The sequence below is a fragment of the Rhodococcus sp. Ni2 genome (assembly GCF_021352185.1).
Lineage (GTDB): Bacteria > Actinomycetota > Actinomycetes > Mycobacteriales > Mycobacteriaceae > Rhodococcus_F > Rhodococcus_F qingshengii.
The window spans coordinates 2,700,231-2,723,487 of sequence record NZ_WOXZ01000002.1 but is presented as its reverse complement, the minus strand read 5'-3'; the positions used below and the strand labels follow the sequence as shown (position 1 = coordinate 2,723,487).

General features: G+C 64.3%; 16 protein-coding genes. 8 read left to right on the top strand and 8 right to left on the bottom strand.

The window, feature by feature from the left end:
• Positions 1-107: 107 nt before the first annotated feature.
• The gene (locus tag GN300_RS26115) at positions 108-2,198 is read left to right on the top strand and encodes an MMPL family transporter (RefSeq protein WP_370852732.1); all 2,091 of its coding nucleotides are present in this window, start codon (positions 108-110) and stop codon (positions 2,196-2,198) included.
• Between the two features lie 10 nt (positions 2,199-2,208).
• Complete coding sequence (gene mshC / locus GN300_RS26110) at positions 2,209-3,450, top strand: cysteine--1-D-myo-inosityl 2-amino-2-deoxy-alpha-D-glucopyranoside ligase (protein ID WP_063316379.1); 1,242 nt, start codon at positions 2,209-2,211, stop codon at positions 3,448-3,450.
• 57 nt (positions 3,451-3,507) lie between these two features.
• Here the strand turns inward: mshC and GN300_RS26105 are convergent, their stop codons facing one another.
• The 6 genes from GN300_RS26105 to GN300_RS26080 all read right to left on the bottom strand — a co-directional run bounded on the left by GN300_RS26105 (position 3,508) and on the right by GN300_RS26080 (position 13,901).
• Positions 3,508-7,683, bottom strand: coding sequence for a TIGR02680 family protein (locus tag GN300_RS26105; protein WP_030537536.1), 4,176 nt, complete (start codon positions 7,681-7,683; stop codon positions 3,508-3,510).
• Entirely contained in the window at positions 7,680-9,122 is a 1,443-nt protein-coding gene (locus GN300_RS26100; protein WP_063316380.1) for a TIGR02678 family protein, read from the bottom strand. Before GN300_RS26100 ends, GN300_RS26105 begins: the two co-directional genes overlap by 4 nt.
• A complete protein-coding gene (locus tag GN300_RS26095) occupies positions 9,119-10,624 on the bottom strand; it encodes a TIGR02677 family protein (protein ID WP_007733760.1) in 1,506 nt (501 codons plus the stop codon). Before GN300_RS26095 ends, GN300_RS26100 begins: the two co-directional genes overlap by 4 nt.
• A gap of 33 nt (positions 10,625-10,657) precedes the next feature.
• A complete protein-coding gene (locus GN300_RS26090; RefSeq protein WP_019748530.1) occupies positions 10,658-11,743 on the bottom strand; it encodes a hypothetical protein in 1,086 nt (361 codons plus the stop codon).
• Positions 11,744-11,889: 146 nt separating this feature from the next.
• A complete protein-coding gene (locus GN300_RS26085) occupies positions 11,890-13,050 on the bottom strand; it encodes an MFS transporter (RefSeq protein WP_050655280.1) in 1,161 nt (386 codons plus the stop codon).
• Positions 13,047-13,901: a PAC2 family protein gene (locus GN300_RS26080; RefSeq protein ID WP_223257810.1), complete on the bottom strand. Its 855-nt coding sequence runs from the start codon at positions 13,899-13,901 to the stop codon at positions 13,047-13,049. The genes GN300_RS26085 and GN300_RS26080 overlap by 4 nt, the downstream gene beginning before the upstream one ends.
• Before the next feature lie 168 nt (positions 13,902-14,069).
• Here GN300_RS26080 and metH point away from each other — a divergent pair, with 168 nt between their 5' ends.
• The 6 genes from metH to hisG all read left to right on the top strand — a co-directional run bounded on the left by metH (position 14,070) and on the right by hisG (position 21,393).
• Positions 14,070-17,639: a methionine synthase gene (metH, locus tag GN300_RS26075; protein ID WP_047270513.1), complete on the top strand. Its 3,570-nt coding sequence runs from the start codon at positions 14,070-14,072 to the stop codon at positions 17,637-17,639.
• Positions 17,632-18,330: an HAD family phosphatase gene (locus tag GN300_RS26070; protein WP_063316381.1), complete on the top strand. Its 699-nt coding sequence runs from the start codon at positions 17,632-17,634 to the stop codon at positions 18,328-18,330. The genes metH and GN300_RS26070 overlap by 8 nt, the downstream gene beginning before the upstream one ends.
• Before the next feature lie 12 nt (positions 18,331-18,342).
• A complete protein-coding gene (locus tag GN300_RS26065; RefSeq protein WP_042450983.1) occupies positions 18,343-19,203 on the top strand; it encodes a rhodanese-related sulfurtransferase in 861 nt (286 codons plus the stop codon).
• Positions 19,204-19,260: 57 nt separating this feature from the next.
• Positions 19,261-20,121 carry a pseudouridine synthase gene (locus tag GN300_RS26060; RefSeq protein WP_047270562.1) on the top strand — a complete coding sequence of 287 codons (861 nt, stop codon included), beginning with the start codon at positions 19,261-19,263 and terminating at the stop codon, positions 20,119-20,121.
• Positions 20,122-20,180: 59 nt separating this feature from the next.
• Positions 20,181-20,444, top strand: coding sequence for a phosphoribosyl-ATP diphosphatase (locus GN300_RS26055; protein ID WP_003944933.1), 264 nt, complete (start codon positions 20,181-20,183; stop codon positions 20,442-20,444).
• Positions 20,445-20,541: 97 nt separating this feature from the next.
• Positions 20,542-21,393, top strand: a complete 852-nt coding sequence (gene hisG, locus GN300_RS26050; RefSeq protein ID WP_003944905.1) for an ATP phosphoribosyltransferase — start codon at positions 20,542-20,544, stop codon at positions 21,391-21,393.
• 46 nt (positions 21,394-21,439) lie between these two features.
• Here the strand turns inward: hisG and GN300_RS26045 are convergent, their stop codons facing one another.
• Together GN300_RS26045 and GN300_RS26040 are read right to left on the bottom strand one after the other, a co-directional pair.
• Positions 21,440-22,249 carry a thioesterase family protein gene (locus GN300_RS26045; RefSeq protein ID WP_003944950.1) on the bottom strand — a complete coding sequence of 270 codons (810 nt, stop codon included), beginning with the start codon at positions 22,247-22,249 and terminating at the stop codon, positions 21,440-21,442.
• Between the two features lies 1 nt (position 22,250).
• Positions 22,251-23,141, bottom strand: coding sequence for a RecB family exonuclease (locus GN300_RS26040; protein WP_370852750.1), 891 nt, complete (start codon positions 23,139-23,141; stop codon positions 22,251-22,253).
• Positions 23,142-23,257: the final 116 nt, after the last annotated feature.

The window sequence follows — 23,257 nt, the reverse complement described above, 5'->3', positions numbered from 1 at the left end:
ATTACTCAGCATGCTGAACAAAATAGTCGGCAAGTCCTCTGCTGCCGATCCCTGGAGACCCAGTGAGCACACCAGTACAAAATCGTCCTGTTCGTCGCCTTCGATGGATTGTGCCAGCTCTCCTCGTGATCGGCTGGCTGGCAATCGGAGGATTCGGCGGTCCGTTCGCCGGAAAGCTCAGCACGGTGCAGCAGAACGACAACACGTCGTTCCTGCCCGCGTCGGCCGAAGCGACCGAGGTGGCAAAGCTTCAAGAGAGCTTCACGGACACGCGCTTCGTGCCGGCCATCATCGTGGCGGAACGACCGGGTGGCCTCGAGCCCGCCGACTCGACCTTCCTTTCCCAGACCGTCGATTCGTTCGTCGGTACCGAAGGATTCGGCGACGCCTCATCGCCGCCGATCCCGTCGGCCGACGGCCAGGCACTCCAGATGTTCCTGCCGGTCGACAGCACCCTCGAAGTCAAGGACAGCGTGAAAGCGCTGCGCGCGGCGCTGGAGTCGAGCCCTGACGGACTGACAGTCAAGGTCACGGGCCCCGCTGGGCAGGTTGCGGATCTGTCGGCAGCATTCGCCGGTATCGACGGATTGCTGTTGTTGGTAGCCGGATCCGTCGTGATCGTGATCCTGATCATCGTTTACCGAAGCCCGATCCTGCCGTTCGTGGTGATCTTCTCGGCGATCTTCGCACTCGGATTGTCGAGCTTGCTCGTGTATCTGCTCGCGGACGCGGACGTCATCGCACTGAACGGTCAGAGCCAGGGCATCCTGTTCATCCTCGTGTTCGGTGCCGCCACCGACTACGCGCTACTGCTGGTCTCTCGCTACCGGGAAGAATTGCGGATCGAGAAGGACAAGTACGCAGCAATGCGCACTGCGTGGCGCGCGACGCTCGAACCTGTCGCAGCGTCTGCAGGAACGGTCATCGCGGGCGTTCTGTGCCTGTTGCTCTCCGACCTGAACTCGAACCGCGGACTCGGTCCGGTGGCCGCCATCGGTATCGCCGCGTCCTTCCTCGCATCGATGACCTTCCTACCTGCTGTCCTGGTTCTGTTCGGGAGGACGGCGTACTGGCCGACCAAGCCGAAGTTCGATGCCGACCGCGAGCACCACGACGAGGCGAACGATCACCGGTTCTGGGCCGGGCTCGCTGCTCGAATCGGTAGGCATCCGCGCCGCTTCTGGGTGGCGTCGACGCTGGTGCTGGTGATCTTCGCGATGATGATGCCGCAGTTCAAAGCCAGCGGTGTCTCGTCGTCCGACATCTTCTTGCTCGATGTCGATTCGGTTGCAGGCCAGGAGATTCTCGGCGAGCACTTCGACGCGGGTTCGGGTTCACCGGCCGTGGTCATCGCGAATGCAGACCAAGTGGATGCCGTTGCGGCAGCCAGTCGCGTGGAGGGTGTCAGCGACGTAAGCGTCGTGCAGAACGGGGGAGCCCCACTGGTTGTCGACGGGCGAGTCTCCCTGCAGGCGACGTTGACTGACGCTGCCGACTCGCTCGAGGCCGAAGACACCATCGTGCGACTGCGTGATGCAGTTCACTCAGTGGAGGGCGCCGACGCATTGGTCGGTGGCGTCACTGCGACCGACCTCGACACGAAGACCACCTCGACACGGGACCGGACACTCATCATTCCCGTGGTGATCATCGTGGTGTTCGTGATTCTCTCGCTCTTGCTGCGTTCGCTTCTCGCACCGCTGCTTCTCATGGGCACCGTTGTGCTCTCGTTTGCTGCGACACTGGGCATTTCGTCGCTGGTGTTCGACCACGTCTTCGGTTTCCCCGGCGCGGATCCGGTGGTCCCGCTCTTTGCGTTCGTGTTCCTCGTGGCTCTGGGAATCGACTACAACATCTTCCTCATGACGAGGGTGCGTGAGGAAGCGCTGAAGATCGGCACCAGGGCGGGCGCTCTGCGGGGACTCACGGTGACCGGCGGGGTGATCACATCTGCCGGAGTTGTTCTGGCAGCAACCTTCTCGGCGTTGGCGGTGATCCCTCTGTTGTTCCTCGCCCAGATCGCGTTCATCGTGGCGTTCGGTGTCCTGCTCGACGCTCTGATCGTCCGATCCTTGCTGGTCCCGGCCTTGACCTACGACATCGGTCAGAAGATCTGGTGGCCGAGCAAGCTCGCGTCGACGCCCGAACCGGAGCAGGATCAGCCAGCACCTTCCCAGCCTCAGAGCAGTCTCCACTAGGCTCGGCAGCATGCAGTCTTGGTCCGATACCGCACTCCCGTCCGTTCCCGGTCAGGGGCCGCCGTTGCGGCTGTACGACACAGCCGACCGTCAGGTTCGCCCCGTCACCCCGGGCGAGAAGGCGACGATGTACGTCTGCGGCATCACCCCGTACGACGCCACCCACCTCGGCCACGCGGCCACGTACCTCACGTTCGACCTCGTGAACCGCATCTGGCGCGACGCCGGACACGATGTCCACTACGTCCAGAACGTGACCGACGTGGACGACCCGCTGTTCGAGCGAGCCAATCGCGACGGCGAGGACTGGATCGTCCTCGGCATGCGTGAGACGGCACTCTTCCGAGAGGACATGGAAGCGCTGCGTGTGCTTCCGCCGAAGGACTACATCGGCGCCGTCGAATCGGTGAACGAAGTAGTGGAGTTGGTGGAGAAGTTCGTGGCGTCCGGCGCCGCGTACATCGTCGACGACGCGGAGTTCCCCGACGTCTACTTCCGTGCCGACGCGACCGAGCAGTTCGGCTACGAGTCGGGCTACGACCGCGCGACGATGGAGAAGTTCTTTGCCGAACGCGGCGGAGATCCCGAACGCGTCGGAAAGCGCAATCCGCTCGACGCACTTGTCTGGCGTGCGGAGCGTCCGGGCGAGCCCTCGTGGCCCTCACCCTTCGGGCCGGGTCGCCCCGGCTGGCACATCGAATGCGCGGCCATTGCACTCAACCGCATCGGCTCCGGCTTCGACGTCCAGGGCGGTGGCAGCGATCTGATCTTCCCGCACCACGAGTTCTCGGCGGCGCATGCCGAATCGGCAACGGGTGATCGCCGTTTCGCGCGGCACTACGTGCACACCGGCATGATCGGTCTCGACGGCGAGAAGATGTCGAAGAGTCGCGGAAACCTGGTCTTCGTCTCCAAGCTGCGCGGTGAGGGGGTGGACCCAGCGGCAATCCGTCTCGGACTGCTGTCCGGCCACTACCGCCAGGATCGCGCGTGGACTGATCAGGTCCTCGCGGATGCTCAGTCGCGCCTGAAGGTGTGGCGCGAGGCCGCGGCTCTCGGTTCTGCGCCGTCAGCCACTGACACTGTTGCGCGTTTGCGTCAGCACCTGGCCGACGATCTCGACACCCCGAAGGCGCTCGACGCGCTCGACGGTTGGGCCCGCCGCGCCATCGAGGGCGGCGGATCCGACACGCAGGCACCCGGCGAGTTCGCCGATGCCGTCGACGCCCTACTGGGTATTTCGCTTCGCTGAACCCCTGCTGTGCGCCTTTGTTAACCGCCCGCGGTTAATAAAGGCGCACAGCAGTTTCTAGGCGTAGTCCAACGCACCTTCGGCGGGTGTCGGCACCCGGCGCCGTAGCGGCGAGCCCAATGCCCTCGCCAGATCCGTTCCGTCGTGCTCGGCGAGCAGCTCACCGTTCGACCAGACCAGCAGCGCGGCGCTGACAGCCTGTTCGGCCGTGGAGTGCGCGAGGTCGTAGTGCGCACAGCCGGGGACGTCTGCGTACGTGATCCACAGGTCGTAGCCGGTCATGAAGAGGTCCAGGTCGAACTGAACGCTCAAGCCGAGAAGCTCGCTGCGACCGTTGTCGTCGACACCGGCGAAGGCCTCGTCGAGTGCCAGCAGACGCGGGGCGTGCGGGTCGGCCGAGTCCAACATGACGTGCGCCGCGGCGAACAAAGGAAGGTGCAGCGAGACGGACTGCTCGCCACCGGACAGCGCGCTGTGCCGCGCGACGGTAAGACGGTCTTCCTTGCCCTCACCGCTGATGAGGGTGAACGAGAACACGCGCCATTGACGGTAGTCGAGCGCCGAGGACAGAATCTCCGGGTACGAGCGTTCGGGGTGCGCCGCGCGGGCGGTACGGATCTGCGTCGCGAAATGTGCTCGCAGAGTTGCCAGTTCATCGACGCCGAGGGCCGACGCGTCTCGATCCAGCAGCTTGGAGATCGCCCGCGAGCTGTCGTCGAGGTTGTCGGCGAGCACCCAGTGAACGCCGATGGTATTACCTGAGGACATCCGACGCTCACGCATCTCGGTGCCCATCTGTGCGATCAACTCGCGTGCGTCGACCGTGCGCTCGTGGATCTGCTGAGCCAATCCGGTCAACAGGGCATCTTCGAGAATGCGACGCTCGGATTCGGTGAGCAACTGCTCCTGATCGCCGCGAGCGTCGTGGATCCGCGTTGCGAACTCGCCGATCGACGAATAGCCCTGATCGTCCTGGACTCGTACGACGGTCAGCCCATCCGGTGCATCCCACTGCAGACGGTAGTCCTGTCCGGCCGCTGCGAGTTGGGCGTCGAAGTCCTGCAACGCCGAGGTCAGTGCCGTGCGGGTTGCCTTGCGGGCTCCGTCGGTGACTCGGACTGCCGAGGTCGCAGCCTCGAGCGCTCGGTACAACCTGTCGACGTCTTCGGGGAGGACGGGCGGGTGGGCTGCGTCCTCGCTGCGATCTTCGTTCTGGATGCGGTAGACCAACTGATCGGGGCTCATCCACGCCGCTGAACTTGCCGGCCAGCTCAGATGTTCCTTGACGCCCAACAACTCGAGAAGGTCCGGGCGCGCGTAGGGTGCGAGTCGCTCTGCATCACTGCGGGTTTCGGTCAGGGTGTGACGCAAAGTCTCCACGGCGGTGTTGTACGCACCCTCCGCCGTGCCGATCTGGAGGACGGCGGCGTCGTACGCCTTTCGCGCCGCACGCTGTTCGACCTTGCATTCTTCGATCTTCGCGCGGGCTTTTGCCAGGTCCAGGTCGATCTGCTCGGCGCTGGCACCGAGGGTGTCGCGCAGCGTCTCGAGACGCTGCACCTGCTGGAGCAGACTCTCCTCGGCGATGGCGGCTTCCTCGGCGAATTCCTCCGCATTGGCGCGTGATTCGTCGAGACGGTCGCGAGACTCGCGTTCGAGTTCGACTTCCTTGGCATGCTCCCGTCGGCAGCGCAGCGCCAGTTCGCCCTGCTTCTCGAAATGACGGATCGCCGCCGCGAGGGAGTCGAGTTCACGGCCGATATGCGGCGTCCGGTGCTGCGACGCCGTCGCTCGGAGTTGCTTTTCCTTCGCCGCGAGATCAGCGATCGCCGCATCGAGTTCGCGTTGTGCCGTTTCCGTGGCCTCCGAGCGAGTACGGAGTGCGCCGGCGGATTCGGTGACCGTCTTGAGTGCGCGCAGGATCGAACCTGTCTTCGGCAATTCCTTTGCCGCAGAGTTGATCCGGCTCAGTTGCTCGTTGGTCTGCGCCACCAGTGCCTTGGCCGTATCGACTGCCGCGGCAAGTTCTTCCAGAGCCGCGTCGATCTCGGTGATCCGAGCCTCGCGTCGACGCGCCCGTGCTGTGGTGCCGATGTACTCGGCGTCGGCCTTGACGTGCCGGCCACGCGCGACGCCCTGCCAGAAGCGGCCGTCGACGCCGATCGCGACGCTTGCGTCGGAGTCGCCCGGCGCCTCGACGAGACTGATCGACGCGAGAATGTCCTGTACCCGAGCGTCGGGTACGTCGGCATTGCCTTCGACCTCGAGGACGTCGGCCAGCGTTCGTCCCTTCGGACGCTGCTTGACGGGCAGAGCCGTCAGGAACTGCTCGCTGACGTGCTCGGGAATCTTCTCGTCCGGGCAGACCCAGCCGTCGAGCAGATTTGCCGCCTGGAGTGCGGATTCGATTCCCGTGGCCACGTCTGGTTCGACGGAATCGGCGAAGCGCACCAACTGCCACAGCGGTGCACCACCCAGTTCACTGCGGTTGTCGGAGCGTGCGTGGAAGGCAGGCGGAGCGTCGTCGTGTTCCGCGGAGACGGCCTTGCGCTCGGATTTGAGAGCCGCGATGGAGGCGTGTGATGCAGATATTTCAGCTTCGGCCTCACGTCGACGCTCGCGCAGCGTCTCGGTGCCGGCCTCGGTGTGCTCGGCGAGAACTGCGGACAGCGCCGGAGCGTCTTCGTCGCCGACCTCGGCGAGCGCCGCGTCGAGAGCTTCGAACAGCGACGTGTCGGCGCCGACAGCCGAAAACAGGGAGGAGTGATCGGTCCACCACGCGCGCAGCCCGCTGGCGCACTGACTGCGTGCGAGTTCCACGGCAGCTTCGCCCTCGAGTACCGCGGCCTTGGACGCTTCGAGCAGCTCTTGTCCACGGCGAGAGCTGTTTTCGGCCCGGGTTCGTTCGGTCGCCGCCTTCTCGACGGTCGCCAGTGCGGTGCGGACGACGCGTACGTCACCGTCACGCTCCTCGGCATGGCCACGGACGGCTGCCGTGATCTGGTCACTGCGTGAGCCGTCGGGCAGGGGAGTCCAGACGATGCCGGCGTCCTCGGCTGCTGCCTGAAGTTCGTCCTCGGCGCGCGAGAGTGCTTCGGCCGCACGCTTGACCGACGATGCAGCCTTGTCGGCTTCGTCGCCGCGTTGAGCGAGTGCGGCCTGCGCTTTCCGGGACTTGTCTGCCTGCTGCTCGGTCGAGAGCTTGAGCGTCGCGACGGCCTGGGCGAGGTCGTCGAGTTGCTGTTTGCCTTCGTACGCGCTCGAGCGTTGCAGTGCTTCGACATTGGCGCGCGCGTTCTCGAGTGCCTGCTCGGCCTGGTTGAAGCGCTCCTCGGCTGCTGCCCGCGCCTCACGGCTGCGGGTCTGGGCGAGCGACGACTCGTCCATGGCGGCAACACCTCTGGTGACCGCTGCGAGGCGGGTGCTGACCTGTTCGATCTCTCCGCGAGACTGCTGACGCAGGTACTTGGTGTAGACCCCGATGAAACTCTGGGCTGCCTGATCGGCGGCCGCGAGCCCCTCGAGCGCGCGGCCGACTTCCTCCATGTCGCTGAACGAACGCGCAGCTTCGAGGACCAACTGATCGTCGAGTGGACGGAGACCGTCGGTGAGTGCCTGCGAAAGGCCCTTCGGGTCGAGGTTCTTCGCGAGCTGGGGGCGGCGAAGCGTGAGAATGAGATTGATCAGCTGGTCGTAGCGCTGCACACCGAGACCGAACATTCGCGCGTCGATGGCTGTGCGGTAGTCGAGGGGACGGTCGGTGATGGAATCGCTGCCGAGTTGTTCGGCCAACTGCTTCTTGGTGAGAGGACGATCGTCGTTGCCGATCAGCGAGAAGTCGACTCCGACGCGGCCGTCGGCGACGAAGTACCAGCGGGTGACCTTGTCGTTGGTTCGGGTTGCCCGCATGCCGATTCCCACGGTCACCGACTCGGGATCTTCGAGGGAGCCGCGGCAGAACTCCATCCACACGTAGGAGTGCGCGCTGTCCTGGCCCCGGTAGAGCAGGTTGGACTTCATCGTGCGCTCTTCACCGGCGAACGGGTTGAGGCGCCGCGGTTCGATGCGGCCGTCGAAGACGAACGGGAACAGGACCTCGAGGGCCTTGGTCTTGCCGGATCCGTTGGGTCCCCGCAGAACCAGTCGACCGTCGGCGAACGAGAACTCTTGGTCTCGGTAATCCCAGAGGTTGATGATTCCAGCCCGAGTAGGTCGGAAGCGGGCGTTGCTCATACGTTCTCTACCTCTGATAGTTCGCCGTTGGGGGAAGGTTCGGGGCCGAATTCGTCGACCGGATCCGGTGCGGAGTTGTCCACCGCGAAGTCGATCTGAGGATCGCGTTCGCGCACGGAGACCACGACGTCGCGGTACCGGGCAAGGACGGGCAACACCAGTACGCCGCCGTCGACCGCATGCGTCAGGCGCAGACGTTGCAGCAACCCGAGCGCCTGCTTGCGCAGCCCGTTGTGATCGGCCTGCCACTGCGCCGCGAAAGTTCGCCCGAACTGGTCCACCAACTCGGTGACCTTGTCAGCGAGCCAGTCGTCGTCGATTTTCGGGTACGTGACGGGTGGGGGTGGCTCGGCCGGTTCGCCGGCGGGCAGCACGAAGTCGTCGTCCTCGTCGGCGAGGTCCTCGAAGATCCCGGCCTCGGGGATGGCGGCATCGAGTTGTTCGATCAGGTGATCGTCCGACACGTGCGGGATCGGAAGTATCGGCAGTTCGGGAGCGTCGACGTCGAGTACGCGGTCGGCAATCTCGCCGGCCAGGAGAAGTGCCACCTGAGCGATCGTTCCGGTGCTCGGGAAGCGGACGTCGGAGAGTCGGCCGGTGGGATCGATCATCGCGATTCCCTCGGCGCGACGCTCGGCCACCAACCCCGTCAGTAGTTCGACTTCCGACGCGGTCTTGGGCTGCGCCAACGCGATCAATTCGTGCTGATCGAGTTCACCGGCCAGTACGACCGGGCGCTCGACGAGTGCCCGACGTACTCGGCGTCCGATCTCTTTCGCGTCCACGGGAATTCCGTCGTCCTCGGAGGCGCTCGAGGTCTCGGCGGCCAGGAGTCCGCGGATGGAGTGAAGGTGCTGCAGGGCGCGCGGTGGACGGAACAGCGCTACGACGACGGAACGATCGATGTCGTAGAGCGCTTCTCCCGCTTCGGGATTGGACGCCCAGCCGTTTGCGTCACCGTCGGCGAGGGCGATGGCGCCTCTGACTCCGAGCCAGCCCACTGCGTCGACGAAGGCGTCGCGGTCGGACGCACGATCGGTGGAGAGTTCGACGCCGTCGACCTGCGCGGCGTCGGCCGCCACGTGATCGGCCAACTCTGACAACGTGATCTGGTTTCCGGCGCGGCCCAATGCGGCCAGGCACAACGCCAGGTACGCGTAGCGCGTGCGATCGAAGGTTCGCTCGGAGGCAGTTCTGGCCGGTGCCGACGGGTTGAGCCGATCCGACACCGTGAACAGGCGCGCGGTGGTCTCCGTCACCTCGAGGCGGTAGCCGAACAGTTCGAGAAGGTCGTCACGCAGTTCGGTGGCCCAACGGCGCAAGAGCGGCAACGCAATTCGATCCGGGTACGTCGAGGTGATCAGGTGGTTGGACAGGATCACTCGCGCCGCGCGTTGATACGAGTCGAGGGCAAGGGGCGTGATCTCGCGAGCTCTCATCGAACACTGACCTCGATGCCGTCGAGATGCATTCGTCCGCGAGCAGTCTTGATGGTGGTCGAACCGTCCGAGGGACTGAGTGTCAGCTTCACCCCGTTCTCGCTACCGGTGGAGCTCTTGACGCGTCCCACCACCGGAACGCGCGCGGTCAGTGCTGCATTGAGCAGACTCAGCAAAACTTCGGTCTCCTGCTCGTTGAGTTCGCGCTGATAAACACCGTTCGACGCGAGTGATTGCGCCGCGGCGCTGCGCGTACGTTGCGCCGCCAACTGCTCTTCGCGCAGGCGGCGGATGCTGCCGTCGTTGCGGGCGACTTTGCTCGGCAAGCCGGGTGAGGGCGGGCGGCCGGTTTCGGCGAGTGTTCGCGCGATCTCGACCGGCGGTGCCTCCCACCACGAGCGCGAGTGCGAAATGATGTCGGCGTCCGGATGCACCATCGAGAGATGGCGTGGACGACCGAGGTCGAACACTGCCTGGAACAGAGCATGAGCTGCGTCTTCGGACGGCGTGGCGGCGAACCAGCCGGCGAGGTGCCGGAGCTGGCTCTCACGGCTGACGCCGCCGCGACGGGTTTCCGTGACGCGGCGAAGTAGCGCCAGAACCGCGGCGATCGCGCTCATCGTGCCCTCACGTAGACGCTCGGACTCGCTGATCCCCGATTCCGCGGAGACGAACCAGGCGGTCAATCCTCGCCAACGCGCAGCCCAGTCGTCTTCGCGTTCGGTGATCGGGACGAACACCCGTTCGTCACTGGCGGCGGCGAGGCGGATCATGCGATCGACCCCGGTGGATTCGACGTGCTCGATCGCTTCCTTGAGCTTGGGGGCGTAGCGCGCCAGATCGGAGCTGAACTCCCGCATGTGCGTGAGCAGAGCGTCCTTGTGCGTGAGGAAAGCCTGCGGAGTGATCTCCGTGGTCCGTACGAGGTCCCCGAGGGTCAGATAGAAGTGCGCGGCTCGATCGGCCATGTCGGAGAGTGTCGAGTCGAGGCGCTTGAGCTTGCGGAAGATCAGATCGCCGTCGGAGCTTCGGTTGGCCTCGGCGAGTTCGGACATGTCTGCGAGCAGGTCCGGCAGAGCGAGACGCGAGAGCGACGCCGAGTCCAGGCGTGCGGCGAGAACGTCTTCGACTGATCGATAGACCTGGTATCCGGCCTGACCGAACTGGTAGACGAAGTGGCGATTGCGGTACTCGGCCAGCGTGGCCGCGCGGGTGCCGTCGTAGCTGCGCTCGAGGATCTCCCACACGTGGAGCTGATCCAACAGGGGAGTGACCTCTGCTGCCGACAGATCGGCCGCCGGATCCGATCCACCGATCTTCTCGAGGATGTGCGCGACGGCTCCGGCATGCAGCAGGACGGTGTAGTTGGCGCGAGCATGGTCGAAGGCACGAAGTACCCAGAGGTACTCGGCCCGTTTTTCCGCGATCGTGAACGAAAACAGCTTCAGTCGATTGGTGTCGGCGTACGCGGCGTAATCGGGCGCACTCGTTTCTTCCACCATGACAGGGTAGGCGAGAGACGCCCCCTCTTTTTCCTACGGGCGATCCGTAGCAGGGGATGCGGCGCGTCGCCACTGCGATTCGTTCTCGATCATCCATGTGAGCAGGTGCTCGGCCGCCGCCTCGTCGGAGTCCGGGCCGACCAGCAGATCGGCGAACGCTTGGCTGGGGGCGACGATGCGGATGCCGTCGCGGGTGAGCAATCGGTCGAAGGCAGACGGTGAGAGGGGAGCGGTGATCCACACGTCACCGCCGGATTCCACCCGCCGTAGTCCGAGAGCGTCGGCGAACTGATCGACGTTGTCGGCATGGAAGTGGGCACGTCGAGTGGGCGCGTACCGAGCAAAGGGTGCGGCGGCCACCGAGGCGGTACCGGCGTAGATGTGACCGCTGAGCTGACGCAGTTGATCGAAGAGTGCTTCCAACCCGTCCGGCGCGTGAAAGCCGTGAGGCGTCGGCGCTTTGGCCCCGGCCTCAGCCGCCCATTCACGAAGCATCTTCGGCCAGCGGACGTCACCGATCCCACCGCGGGGGAGCCTGGTCACCAGTTCACGATCCGACAGTGTCTGAACCACCCGATAGGTTGCTCCCGTCGACGCACCGGCCAGGCGCACCAAGGCAGTGATCGCCAGTGGCGCCGCGAAATCGGCAAGCGCACGCACGACGCGAGCTGACGGATCGCCCGTCAGCTGTCCGGAAGGACGTCCGGGCCCCCGCCACGGATCGGCGTCGGCTCCGCGTCCACGCACCCAGACGGCGGGTCGATCAGCGGTCAACGACACGTTGCCCGTGGCGTCTGCGTACGAGATCGCGTGGGAATCGAGCTGCCGGCGGACCGGCTCGGACAGATATTTTGCGCACACGAAGCCGGGTTGACCGGTGGGGAAGCGATCGGCGATACCGGGAACGTCGCTGCTCAGGACACCGTGCGCGGCGTAGACGCCGAATTTGGCCACCGCACCGTCAGGGGAGCGGAGGTCGAGTCGGAGTGGCGCCTCGGACAGGTCGGGGGAGCGCTGTGTCGACAAAGACCAGGTAGGAGGCAAATTTTCTTCGATGACGGCAACCGATCGCCGAAAAATGTCGATCGGCCGTTCCGGTTCCGACTCAGATTCGCTCATGTTCCAATGGTATCAATATCTGTCGACGACGGAAACACGAAATTTTCCGAATAATGTTCGCCCTGACAGCCTCGCGACAACGGTGGTCGCTTTCGCCGAGAAACTCACTACCTACACAACTTCAAATTCGAAATTGCCTAGACCGATCAGCGTTGCTTCGGCATGATCAGGGGAGCGACGACGGCGAGCAGTAATGCGGGGATCAGGAAGCTCGCGGCAGGCGAAGAGTCGTAAATCGGTGTCAGGGCCAGGGGAGCAAGAGCGGCGCCGCCGAAGCGCATCGCTTGGACGACGGACACGGCGCCGCCACGGTTCGGCCCCGCGGATCCGAGGACCGCCGCGTTGACGCCGACCAGCACGAACTGGCTCGCGACGCCTGCGACAAACCATGCGATCGCGATCACCGGCACCAAGCCGGCAAGGCCGACGACGGAGACCAGAACTGCTCCGCCCAGGGCGCCGATCATCACGGAGGAGCGTGCGCCGATGCGATCGATGAGGATTCCGATGCGCCGGGCCGAGAGGATGCCGGCCACGCCGAAGACGGTGAGCAGTAGGCCGCGGACGGTGGGGGACAGCCCGAACTCGTCTTCGAAGCGGAAGGCGAGCAGGAAGCTCAGTCCACCGAGGGCGCCCCAGCCGAGCAATGCAGCGATACCGATGCGGAGCACTTCGGGGCGTAATGCATCGCGGAGACGGGCGGGAGTGGTCGCTGCCGGTGCTTCGGACTTCGGAAGTCCGACGGCTCCCAGAATGCCCGCGACCACTGCGATGACGAGAAAGGCCAGACGCCAGTCGAATTCGGCCGCCAGTCCGCCGATCAACGGAGCCGACGACTGCCCTGCGGCCTGGAAAGCGCCGAAGGCTCCGAGGGCTCGACCCAGCCGTGCCTGCGGTGTTGCGGCCGCCAACGAGGCAAGCAGTAGCGGCGTGGTGAATGCGTTCGCGGAGCCCTGCAGTACCCGGGCGGCAAGGAAGATCTCGAGTGTCGGGGCGAGGAAGCATGCCAACGACGCGAGGACGTAGACGCCGTAAGCGATGCGCACCGTCCGAACCTTGCCCCACCGCGTCCCGAGTGTCCCCGACACCAACATCAGAGCGGCGAAGGGGAGCAGGTACGCGGTGAGGGAAGAGGCGGCCGCCGACGGACCGACCCCTAGATCGTCACCGATCTCGGGAAGGATCGAAGCAACCACGCCGCCGCCGAACGGGCCGAGGAACCCGCCGGCGTACAGCGCGATCAGCTGAAGCCGGAGGCGCAGTGGGCGCTGTGTACTTCCGCCTTCTTCTGGAGTGTTCTTGCTCACAGTCCGAAGCTGCCGGGGCCTCGCCGTCTGAGGTAGCGCTCGAATTCCGCGGCGATGGCGTCGCCGTCGATCTTGGAGATTGCTTCGCTGATGTCAGTTTCGGCGTCTCCCCGTTCTTCCAGGGTGCGCACGTATTCGCCGATTTCCTCGTCGTCCGCGGTCATTTCGTTGACCGCTTCCTCCCAATCCTCCGACTGAGCCGGGAGCTCCCCGAGTGGGACCTCGATGTCGAGAACATCCTCGACTCGTTGAAGGAGGGCCACTGTGGCCTTCGGGTTGGGTGGCTGCGAGACGTAGTGCGGAACCGCCGCCCAGAACGAAATAGCGGGTACACCAGCACGAACGCACTCGTCCTGAAGAACCCCGGTGATGCCCGTCGGGCCTTCGTACCGCGTCTGTTCCAGGTTGAATCGGGCGGCGGATTCACTGCTGTAGGCCGTGCCCGTCACCGGGACCGGTCGGGTGTGCGGAGTATCGGCGAGCAGGGCGCCGAGGATGACGACCGTCTTGACGTTCAGTTGGTCGATCAGCTCGAGCAGATCCTCGCAGAAACTGCGCCACCGCATGTTGGGCTCGATCCCGCGAAGCAGGACGATGTCGCTCTCGCTGCCAGGAGGCGAACAGACCGACAAACGTGTTGCCGGCCAAACGATTTCGCGAGTGACACCGTCGACCTGCCGGACTGTGGGGCGGTTGACCTGATAGTCGTAGTAGTCCTCTGAATCGAGTTCGGCGAGCGGCTGGGCATCCCAGATCAGCTCGAGATGTTCGACCGCACCGCTGGCTGCGTCACCGGCGTCGTTCCAGCCCTCGAAAGCTGCAACGAGGATGGGATCACGTAGGACAGGGATGTCGCCCTCGAGGCGGTCGCTGCTGTCGACGGCAAAGCCGTCAGGACTCTCGAAGGCCGCGGAATCATCGAAATCGACCGGGCCGTCGGGAGTGACGGGGAACTCACTTGGACTCACCCACCCAGCCTACGGCCAGAGCTTGTCGGTGCGCCCACTACTCTGGACGGCATGTCTGCCCCATTTAACTCTGCCCTGCTTGATGCGCTGAAACAGCGCGTTGTCATCGGCGACGGAGCGATGGGCACCATGTTGCAGGCCGCGGACCTCACCCTGGACGACTTCCTCGGCCTCGAGGGGTGCAATGAGATCCTCAACGACACCCGTCCCGACGTGCTCAAAGACATCCACCGTGCGTACTTCGCCGCTGGTGCCGATGCCGTCGAGACCAACACCTTCGGTTGCAACCTGCCCAACCTCGCCGACTACGACATCTCTCACCGGATCCGCGAACTCGCGGAAAAAGGCACTGCTCTCGCCCGTGAAGTAGCGGACGAGATGGGACCAGGCCGCGACGGCATGGCCCGATTCGTACTCGGCTCGATGGGACCGGGAACCAAGCTCCCCAGCCTGGGACACGCACCGTACGCAGTCCTGCGTGACGCGTACACCGAAGCTGCGCTCGGCATGATCGACGGTGGCGCCGACGCCATCCTCGTCGAAACCTGCCAGGACCTGCTTCAGGTGAAAGCTGCAATCCTCGGCAGCCAGCGTGCGATGGAGCAACTCGGACTGCGGTTGCCGATCATCACGCACGTGACGGTCGAGACAACCGGAACGATGCTCCTGGGCAGTGAGATCGGTGCGGCGCTGACGGCACTCGAGCCACTCGGTATCGACATGATCGGTCTGAACTGTGCCACCGGGCCGGCCGAGATGAGTGAACATCTCCGTCATCTGTCCAAGTACTCCACGCTGCCGGTGTCGGTCATGCCCAATGCCGGCCTGCCGCAGCTCGGTCCCAAGGGCGCCGAGTATCCGCTGACTGCCGACGAATTGGCCGAAGCCCTCAGTGGTTTCGTCTCCGAGTTCGGACTCGGCCTCGTCGGTGGCTGCTGCGGTACGACGCCCGAGCACATCAGCGCGGTCGCCGACGCGGTCCGTCAGGTCGAGAAGGCCCAGCGCACGCCGATCCACGAGCCGAGCACCTCTTCGCTGTACTCGGCGGTGCCGTTCGAGCAGGACGCCAGCATCCTGATGATCGGCGAACGCACGAACTCCAACGGCTCCAAGGCTTTCCGCGAGGCGATGCTCTCCGCGGACTACCAGAAGTGCCTGGACATCGCCAAGGACCAGACCCGCGACGGCGCACACATGCTCGACCTCAACGTCGACTACGTGGGCCGCGACGGTGCCGCCGACATGTCGGAACTTGCCAGCCGCCTGGCGACGTCCTCGACGCTGCCGATCATGCTCGACTCCACCGAGCCTGCCGTGCTGCAGGCCGGCCTCGAGCACCTCGGTGGCCGCTGCGCCGTCAACTCCGTCAACTACGAAGACGGCGCCGGCCCCGAATCGCGTTTCCACAAGATCATGACTCTGGTCAAGGAGCACGGCGCGGCGGTCGTCGCCCTGACCATCGACGAAGAGGGCCAGGCTCGCACCGCCGAGACGAAGGTCGCCATCGCCAAGCGTCTGATCGAGGACATCAAGGGAAACTGGGGACTCGCCGAGTCCGACATCATCGTCGACGCATTGACCTTCCCCATCTCCACCGGTCAGGAAGAGGTGCGACGCGACGGCATCGAGACCATCGAAGCCATCCGTCAGCTCAAGGCTGCGTACCCGGAACTCCACTTCACCCTGGGTATCTCGAACATCTCGTTCGGTTTGAACCCGGCCGCACGGCAGGTCCTCAACTCGGTGTTCCTGCACGAGTGCACCGAGGCAGGTCTGGACACGGCGATCGTTCATGCGTCCAAGATTCTGCCGATGGCCCGAATTCCTGACGAGCAGCGTGAAACCGCACTCGACCTCGTCTACGACCGTCGTAGCGAGGGGTACGACCCGCTGCAGAAGCTGATGGCTCTGTTCGAGGGTGTCTCGGCTGCGTCGGCGCGCGAGTCCCGTGCGCAGGAACTGGCGGGACTTCCGTTGTTCGACCGGCTCGAACGCCGCATCGTCGACGGCGAGCGCAACGGCCTCGACGACGACCTCACCGAGGCGATGACGATCAAGCCTCCGCTGGCCATCATCAACGAGACCTTGCTCTCGGGCATGAAGACCGTCGGCGAGCTGTTCGGCTCCGGACAGATGCAGTTGCCGTTCGTGTTGCAGTCGGCCGAGGTCATGAAGGCTGCCGTGGCATTCCTCGAACCGCACATGGAAGCGAGCGACGAGGACGGCAAGGGTCGCATCGTGATCGCGACCGTCAAGGGCGACGTTCACGACATCGGCAAGAACCTGGTCGACATCATCTTGAGCAACAACGGCTACGAGGTCGTCAACATCGGTATCAAGCAGCCGATCGCGACCATCCTCGACGTCGCGTTGGACAAGAAAGCCGACGTGATCGGCATGTCCGGACTGCTCGTGAAGTCCACTGTCGTGATGAAGGAAAACCTCCAGGAACTCAACGCACGCGGAGTCGCCGAGAAGTTCCCGGTTCTGCTCGGTGGTGCGGCGCTCACGCGCTCCTACGTCGAGAACGACCTGCAGGAGGTGTACGAGGGCGACGTCAGCTATGCCCGCGACGCCTTCGAGGGTCTGAACTTGATGGACCAGATCATGACGACCAAGCGTGGTGGCGGCCCGGCGCCGGACAGCCCGGAGGCCATCGCTGCTCGCGAGAAGGCTGCCGAGCGTAAGGCACGTCACGAGCGTTCCAAGCGCATCGCCGAAAAGCGTAAGGCTGCAGCGGTTCCCGTGGTCCTGCCGGAGCGTTCCGATGTCGCAACCGACATCGCGGTGCCGACACCTCCCTTCTGGGGCTCGCGCATCGTCAAGGGAATCTCGCTGTCCGAGTACTCGGGGCTGCTCGACGAGCGCGCTCTTTTCCTCGGCCAGTGGGGCCTTCGCGGTCAGCGCAAGGGCGACGGTCCGACGTACGAGGAACTGGTCGAGTCGGAAGGCCGTCCGCGACTTCGGTACTGGCTCGATCGGCTGACGTCCGAGGGCATCCTCGCGCATGCCGCGGTCGTGTACGGGTACTTCCCGGCGATCTCGGAGGGCGACGACGTCATCGTGCTCACCGAGCCGAAACCGGATGCACCCGAAAGGTTCCGGTTCACCTACCCGCGCCAGCACCGCGACCGCTTCCTGTGCATCGCGGACTTCGTTCGCTCGCGCAAGGACGCCGAGGCCACCGGGCAGGTCGACGTACTCCCGTTCCAGTTGGTGACGATGGGTCAGCCGATCGCGGACTTCGCCAACGAGTTGTTCGCGTCGAACTCGTACCGCGATTACCTCGAGGTTCACGGAATCGGTGTCCAGCTCACGGAGTCTCTGGCCGAGTACTGGCATCGACGCGTCCGTGAAGAGCTAGTGCTTCCCGAGGGTCACACCGTCGCGGAGCAGGATCCCACCGAGGTTGCCGGCTACTTCGATCTCGAGTACCGCGGCGCTCGTTATTCGTTCGGATACGGCGCGTGCCCGGATCTCGAGGATCGAGCCAAGTTGGTTGCGTTGCTCGAACCCGAACGAATCGGCGTCGAATTGTCCGAGGAACTGCAGCTGCATCCTGAGCAGTCCACGGACGCTTTTGTCCTGCACCACCCGGAAGCAAAGTATTTCAATGTCTGAGTTGTTGACCGAAGTATCCGAATCAACGCTCGGTGGTGTCCTGTGGGACATGGACGGCACCCTGCTCGATTCGGAGAAGCTGTGGGACATCGCGCTTCGTGAGCTGTCCCTACGCCTGGGCGGACCGATGACGGAAGCGACACGCGTTGCCGTCATCGGTGCGTCGAGCCCCTTCGCCCTTGCGACGGTGTTCGACGCTCTCCGCCTGGAGAAGCATCCCGATGCCATCGCCGAGGCGAAGGACTGGATGTACACCCGCGTCGGCGATCTTTTCGAGGACGGCGTGACCTGGCGGCCGGGTGCTCGCGACGCACTGTCGACCGTGCGTGACGGTGGTCTGCGTTCTGCACTGGTCACCAACACCGAGCGAGTTCTGGTCGATCGGGCACTCGGCATGCTCGGCCGTGAGTTCTTCGACCATTCGGTGTGTGGCGACGAGGTCCCCAACGGGAAACCGGCAGCGGATCCGTACCTGCGCGGCGCGCATCTGCTCGGACTCGAGCCGGCGCAGTGCCTCGCGATCGAGGACTCGCCGACCGGCACGGCGTCGGCCAGCGCTGCGGGTTGCGCGGTGCTCGTCGTTCCGTGTGAGGTCGACGTCCCCGCCGGCCCTGGACGCGTGTTTCGAGAGTCCCTGTTGGACTTGTCCATTCACGATCTTCACGACGTTCACTCGAGCGCGGCACGTTAGGCTGGATTTGCTGTGGCTATTCCGAAAATTGTTCTCTTCTACCAGTTCACGCCGTTGGCGGACCCGGAAGCGATCAAGCTGTGGCAGCACAGCCTGGCCGAGTCCAACAACCTGACGGGCCGGATCATCGTCTCGCCGCACGGGATCAACGCGACGGTCGGCGGAGACATCGAGGATGTCAAGCGATATGTCCGTGGTACGCGTGGTTACGAACCCTTCCGTACCGCTGACATCAAGTGGTCGGACGGCCTCGGTAACGATTTCCCTCGTCTGAGTGTCAAGGCACGCTCGGAGATCGTGACGTTCGGTGCCCCCGACGAGCTGAAAGTCGACGAGAACGGTGTGGTCGGCGGAGGAGTTCACCTGGTGCCCAAGGAACTACACGAACTCGTCGACACTCGCGGTGACGACGTCGTGTTCTTCGACGGGCGCAATGCCTTCGAAGCCGAGATCGGCCGTTTCCGAGATGCGATAGTTCCGGACGTCGCCACCACTCGGGATTTCGTCAACGAACTCGACAGTGGCAAATACGACCATCTCAAGGGCAAAGCCGTGGTCACGTACTGCACCGGCGGAGTGCGCTGTGAGGTGTTGTCTTCGCTGATGCGCTCACGTGGCTTCGACGAGGTCTATCAGTTGGACGGCGGAATCGTCCGTTACGGCGAGACTTTCGGCGACCGCGGCCTCTGGGACGGTTCCCTGTACGTGTTCGACAAGCGGATGAACATCGAGTTCTCATCCGAAGCCAAGACACTCGGCGTGTGTGTCGATTGTGGTACTCCGACCCCGCGGTACCGCAACCGGATCGACGGCGACGGCCGAACCCTCGAATTGCTCTGCGAGAGTTGTTCACCAGACCTCGAGCAGGACTGAGCTGTGCCCAAGGCTCCGTTGCCGATCCGAAACGGTCTCGGACCTGACCGGCTGCGGATGCCGGCGGAGTCGTCGGCGCGGACCGTCCTCGAGCACCTGGTCGGCGAGCATCCCGGGGAGCGGGACCTGTGGGCGGACCTCGTCAGCGCCGGGGACGTCGTCGACGAGCACGGGCGGAAGATCACGAGCCGAACGCCCTATCAGCCGACCCGGTTCGTGTACTTCTACCGCGAGCCGGCCCCCGAGATTCCGGTTCCGCACGAGATCGAGATCTTGTACCGCGACGACTCGATTCTCGTGATCGACAAACCGCACTTCCTGGCGACCATTCCACGGGGAGCGCACATCGTCGAAAGCGCAGTCGTGCGCCTGCGTCGTGACCTGGACCTTCCGGATCTTGCGCCAGTTCACCGCCTCGACCGGATGACGGCGGGTGTCATCGTGTTCACCGTGACACCGGACCTACGACGGCCGTACCAGGAACTTTTTGCCGAGCAGCGGATCGTCAAGGAGTACGAGGCGATTGCGGGCTTCGATCCGGAACTGACTTTCCCTCGCACGGTGCGCAGCCGCATCAACAAAGTTCACGGCGAGATGACGGCTACCGAAATCGCGGGCGAGCCGAACAGTGAGACCTCGATCGAACTGATCGAGGTGATCACCGACTCGGCCGGCCGGACGCTCGGGCGATACAGGTTGCTCCCACGGACCGGCCGGACCCATCAGCTTCGGCTGCACCTCAACTCGTTGGGCGTCCCGATCGTCGGTGACAACTACTATCCGGAGTATCTGCCCGCAGTGCCCGGTGACTTCTCGACTCCGTTGCGATTGTTGGCGCGAGCGTTGGAGTACCCGGATCCGATCACCGGGCAGACCCGCAGGTTCGTGAGTTCGCGCAGCCTCGACGCAGGCCTGTGAACACCGCTGTTCGTGGGCGTGTGAAAACCGCTTCCGTCCTCGTGAAAGAATAGCTACCCGTGAAGACCTTCGAATCCTTGTTCGCCGAATTGACCGAGCGCGCTGCTACTCGCCCCGAGGGGTCCGGCACTGTCGCCGCCCTCGACGCCGGTGTGCATGCTCAGGGCAAAAAGGTCATCGAGGAAGCCGGTGAAGTGTGGATCGCTGCGGAATACCAGAGCGATGAGCAGCTAGCCGAGGAAATTTCCCAGCTGCTGTACTGGACGCAGGTGTTGATGGTCGGTCGCGGACTGACCCTCGAGGACGTGTACCGACATCTGTGATCGGAGCTGACCAGCGAGATGTACTCCGTCTCGCTCGTCCAGGGCTTCCGATTCATGTCGTCTCACGTCACCCACACCTTCCGAAAGGACATCCACCATGCTGCGCGTAGCAGTTCCCAACAAAGGCTCACTGTCCGAGTCCGCCGCCGAGATTCTCAGCGAGGCCGGTTACCGTCGACGCACCGATTCCCGTGATCTGACAGTCCTCGATCCGGCCAATCAGGTCGAGTTCTTCTTCTTGCGCCCCAAGGACATTGCGATCTACGTCGGCTCCGGTGAGCTGGATCTCGGCATCACCGGTCGTGATCTCGCCGGCGACTCGGGTGCTCCCGTATCCGAGCGTCTGTCACTGGGCTTCGGCCGTTCGTCGTTCCGTTACGCAGCACCGGCCGGCAAGGACTGGGCCGTCGAGGATCTGTCCGGCCTGCGCATTGCAACGTCGTACCCGAACCTGGTCCGTAAGGACCTCACAGATCGCGGACTCGACGCCACCGTCATCCGTCTCGACGGAGCAGTGGAAATCTCGATTCAGCTCGGCGTCGCCGACGCGATCGCCGACGTGGTCGGATCGGGTCGTACTCTCCGCCAACACAACCTCGTGGCTTTCGGTGAATCGCTCTGCGATTCCGAAGGTGTCCTGATCGAGCGCACCGGCGCTCCGCAGGACGATCCCGCCCGCAACCAGCTCATCGAACGCGTACGCGGAATTGTCTTCGCGCAGCAGAATCTGATGATCGACTACGACTGCCCGCGCACCATCCTCGACGACGCCATCAAGATGACTCCCGGTATGGAATCGCCGACCCTCTCACCGTTGGCCGATCCCGACTGGGTCGCGGTTCGCGCGATGGTCCCGATCAAGGGACACAACCAGGTGATGGATGCCTTGGCCGAACTCGGTGCCAAGGCCATCCTCGCGTCGAACATCCGCTCGGTACGCGCTTTCTGATCACTGCCTGAATAGATTTACGCGCATTCGCGCCCGTTCCTGGAAATCAGGAACGGGCGCGAATCTGCAAAGTCTGGGCGATACGGCCCACGGCACCCTGCTCGTCGTAGAGCACGCCCGCACACATGCCGACGCCGTCCGGACCCGTTGTGGTTTCGGCGGCGACACCGACCCACTCTCCCTCGGGCACACGGAAGATATGCACCGTGAGATCTGTGTTGAGAAACGTCCAGTGCTCCGGGTCGAGCTTGGCGCCGACCCCGTTTGAGATGTCGGCCACCGCGAACAAACGCTCGAGAGCAGACATCTTCTCACCCTCGACCAGCTCTGGCTTGGGGCGCGCCCATACCTTGCCGGTTCCCACGCACCCGATCGGAGCAATCCAGGACCAGTCGAGGGTCTTGAGATAGCCGACGCTCCACAGACCCTCGAGAACGCCCGGGGTGCCGCTGTCGCGGGGTTCGAGCGGGGGATCGACTACGTGGACGACGTCGCCGGTATCCACCGTCTCCATCCGCCACGCCGTACCGCGCGCAACCGCGCGTGCAGATCCGTCGGCGGTGGTTGCCCACAGTTCGGCGACGATCAATTCGATTCGGCGACCGGGTCGTTCGATCCAGGACCGGACTTCGAGGTCGGCAATCGGAATCGGTCCGAGAATCTCGACGACGACGCGCGTCAGACGGGTTTCGTCGCGCGCACCGCACCGCTCGAGGGCTCGTACCAACAGCGCCGACGGGGGAGCGCCGTGCTGCAGTGTCGGGCCCCAGATGCTGACAGTTGCCTGCGTGCTCGCGAACCGCTCGTGCCCTTCCTCCGTCGTTCCGAGGTAGCGGTAGTACGAACTGTCCGTCATGTTATGAATTCTCCTTTGCGGCAACAGGTTCGGTGCTCAGCAGGTCCGGCCAACCTGGATACGGCGGAGGTGTTCCGCCGAACGAGGGGCACAGTGACTTGTGATCGCACCAGTCGCACAGTTTGCCAGGCTTGGGTCTGAAGTCTCCGGTCGCACCTGCTGCGAGGATCGCTTTCCAGATGGCGGAGAGGGTTCGCTCGAATCGGATGAGCTCGTCGTGATCCGGGGCGTACGTGAGAATCGAGCCGGAGGCCAGATAGATCAGGCGCAGTTGTGCGGGAACGATTCCGCGAGTGCGCAGCAGTACGAGCGCGTAGAACTTCATCTGGAAGAGCGCCTTGGATTCGGTGAACTCGCGAGGCGCTTTTCCGGTCTTGTAGTCGACCACCCGCACCTCACCCGTCGGTGCAACGTCTATCCGGTCGACGAAGCCGCGGAGTCGAACGCCGTTCTCTAATTCGGTCTCGACGTAGACCTCGCACGCCTCGGCATCGAATCGAGTGGGATCTTCGAGCGTGTAGTACGTCGCGACGAGCTTGCCGACTTCGTCGAGGAACGAATCCAGCTCGCCCTCCGGAACAAGGTCAGCGGCCTCGGGAGACTCGGCACTGACACGTTCCCACGCGGGACGGACGAGTTCGGCTGCGCGATCGGGAACCCGGTGACCGGTCGGGAGTGCAAACAGTGCTTCCAGTGCCGCGTGTACGACGGTGCCTCTGACCTGGGCTCTGGTTGGCGTTTCCGGAATTCTGTCGACTGCTCGGAAGCGATAGAGCAGGGGGCATTGTTTGTAGTCACCCGCCCGAGACGGAGAGAGCGCCGGCCGACTACGCGGGCGCTCGTGTGATGTTGCACCCGTTGGAGTGGGGGTTGGCAATTCGACAGAGCTCACACCTGGCAGGCTATGCGGTTGGTCCGACAACTCCGTCGGAGCCGGTGGCGAGGACACCGGAAACAAGCGAACAGGGATCATCTGCGCATGGCGAACGAGCTGCAACCAGAAGAAGG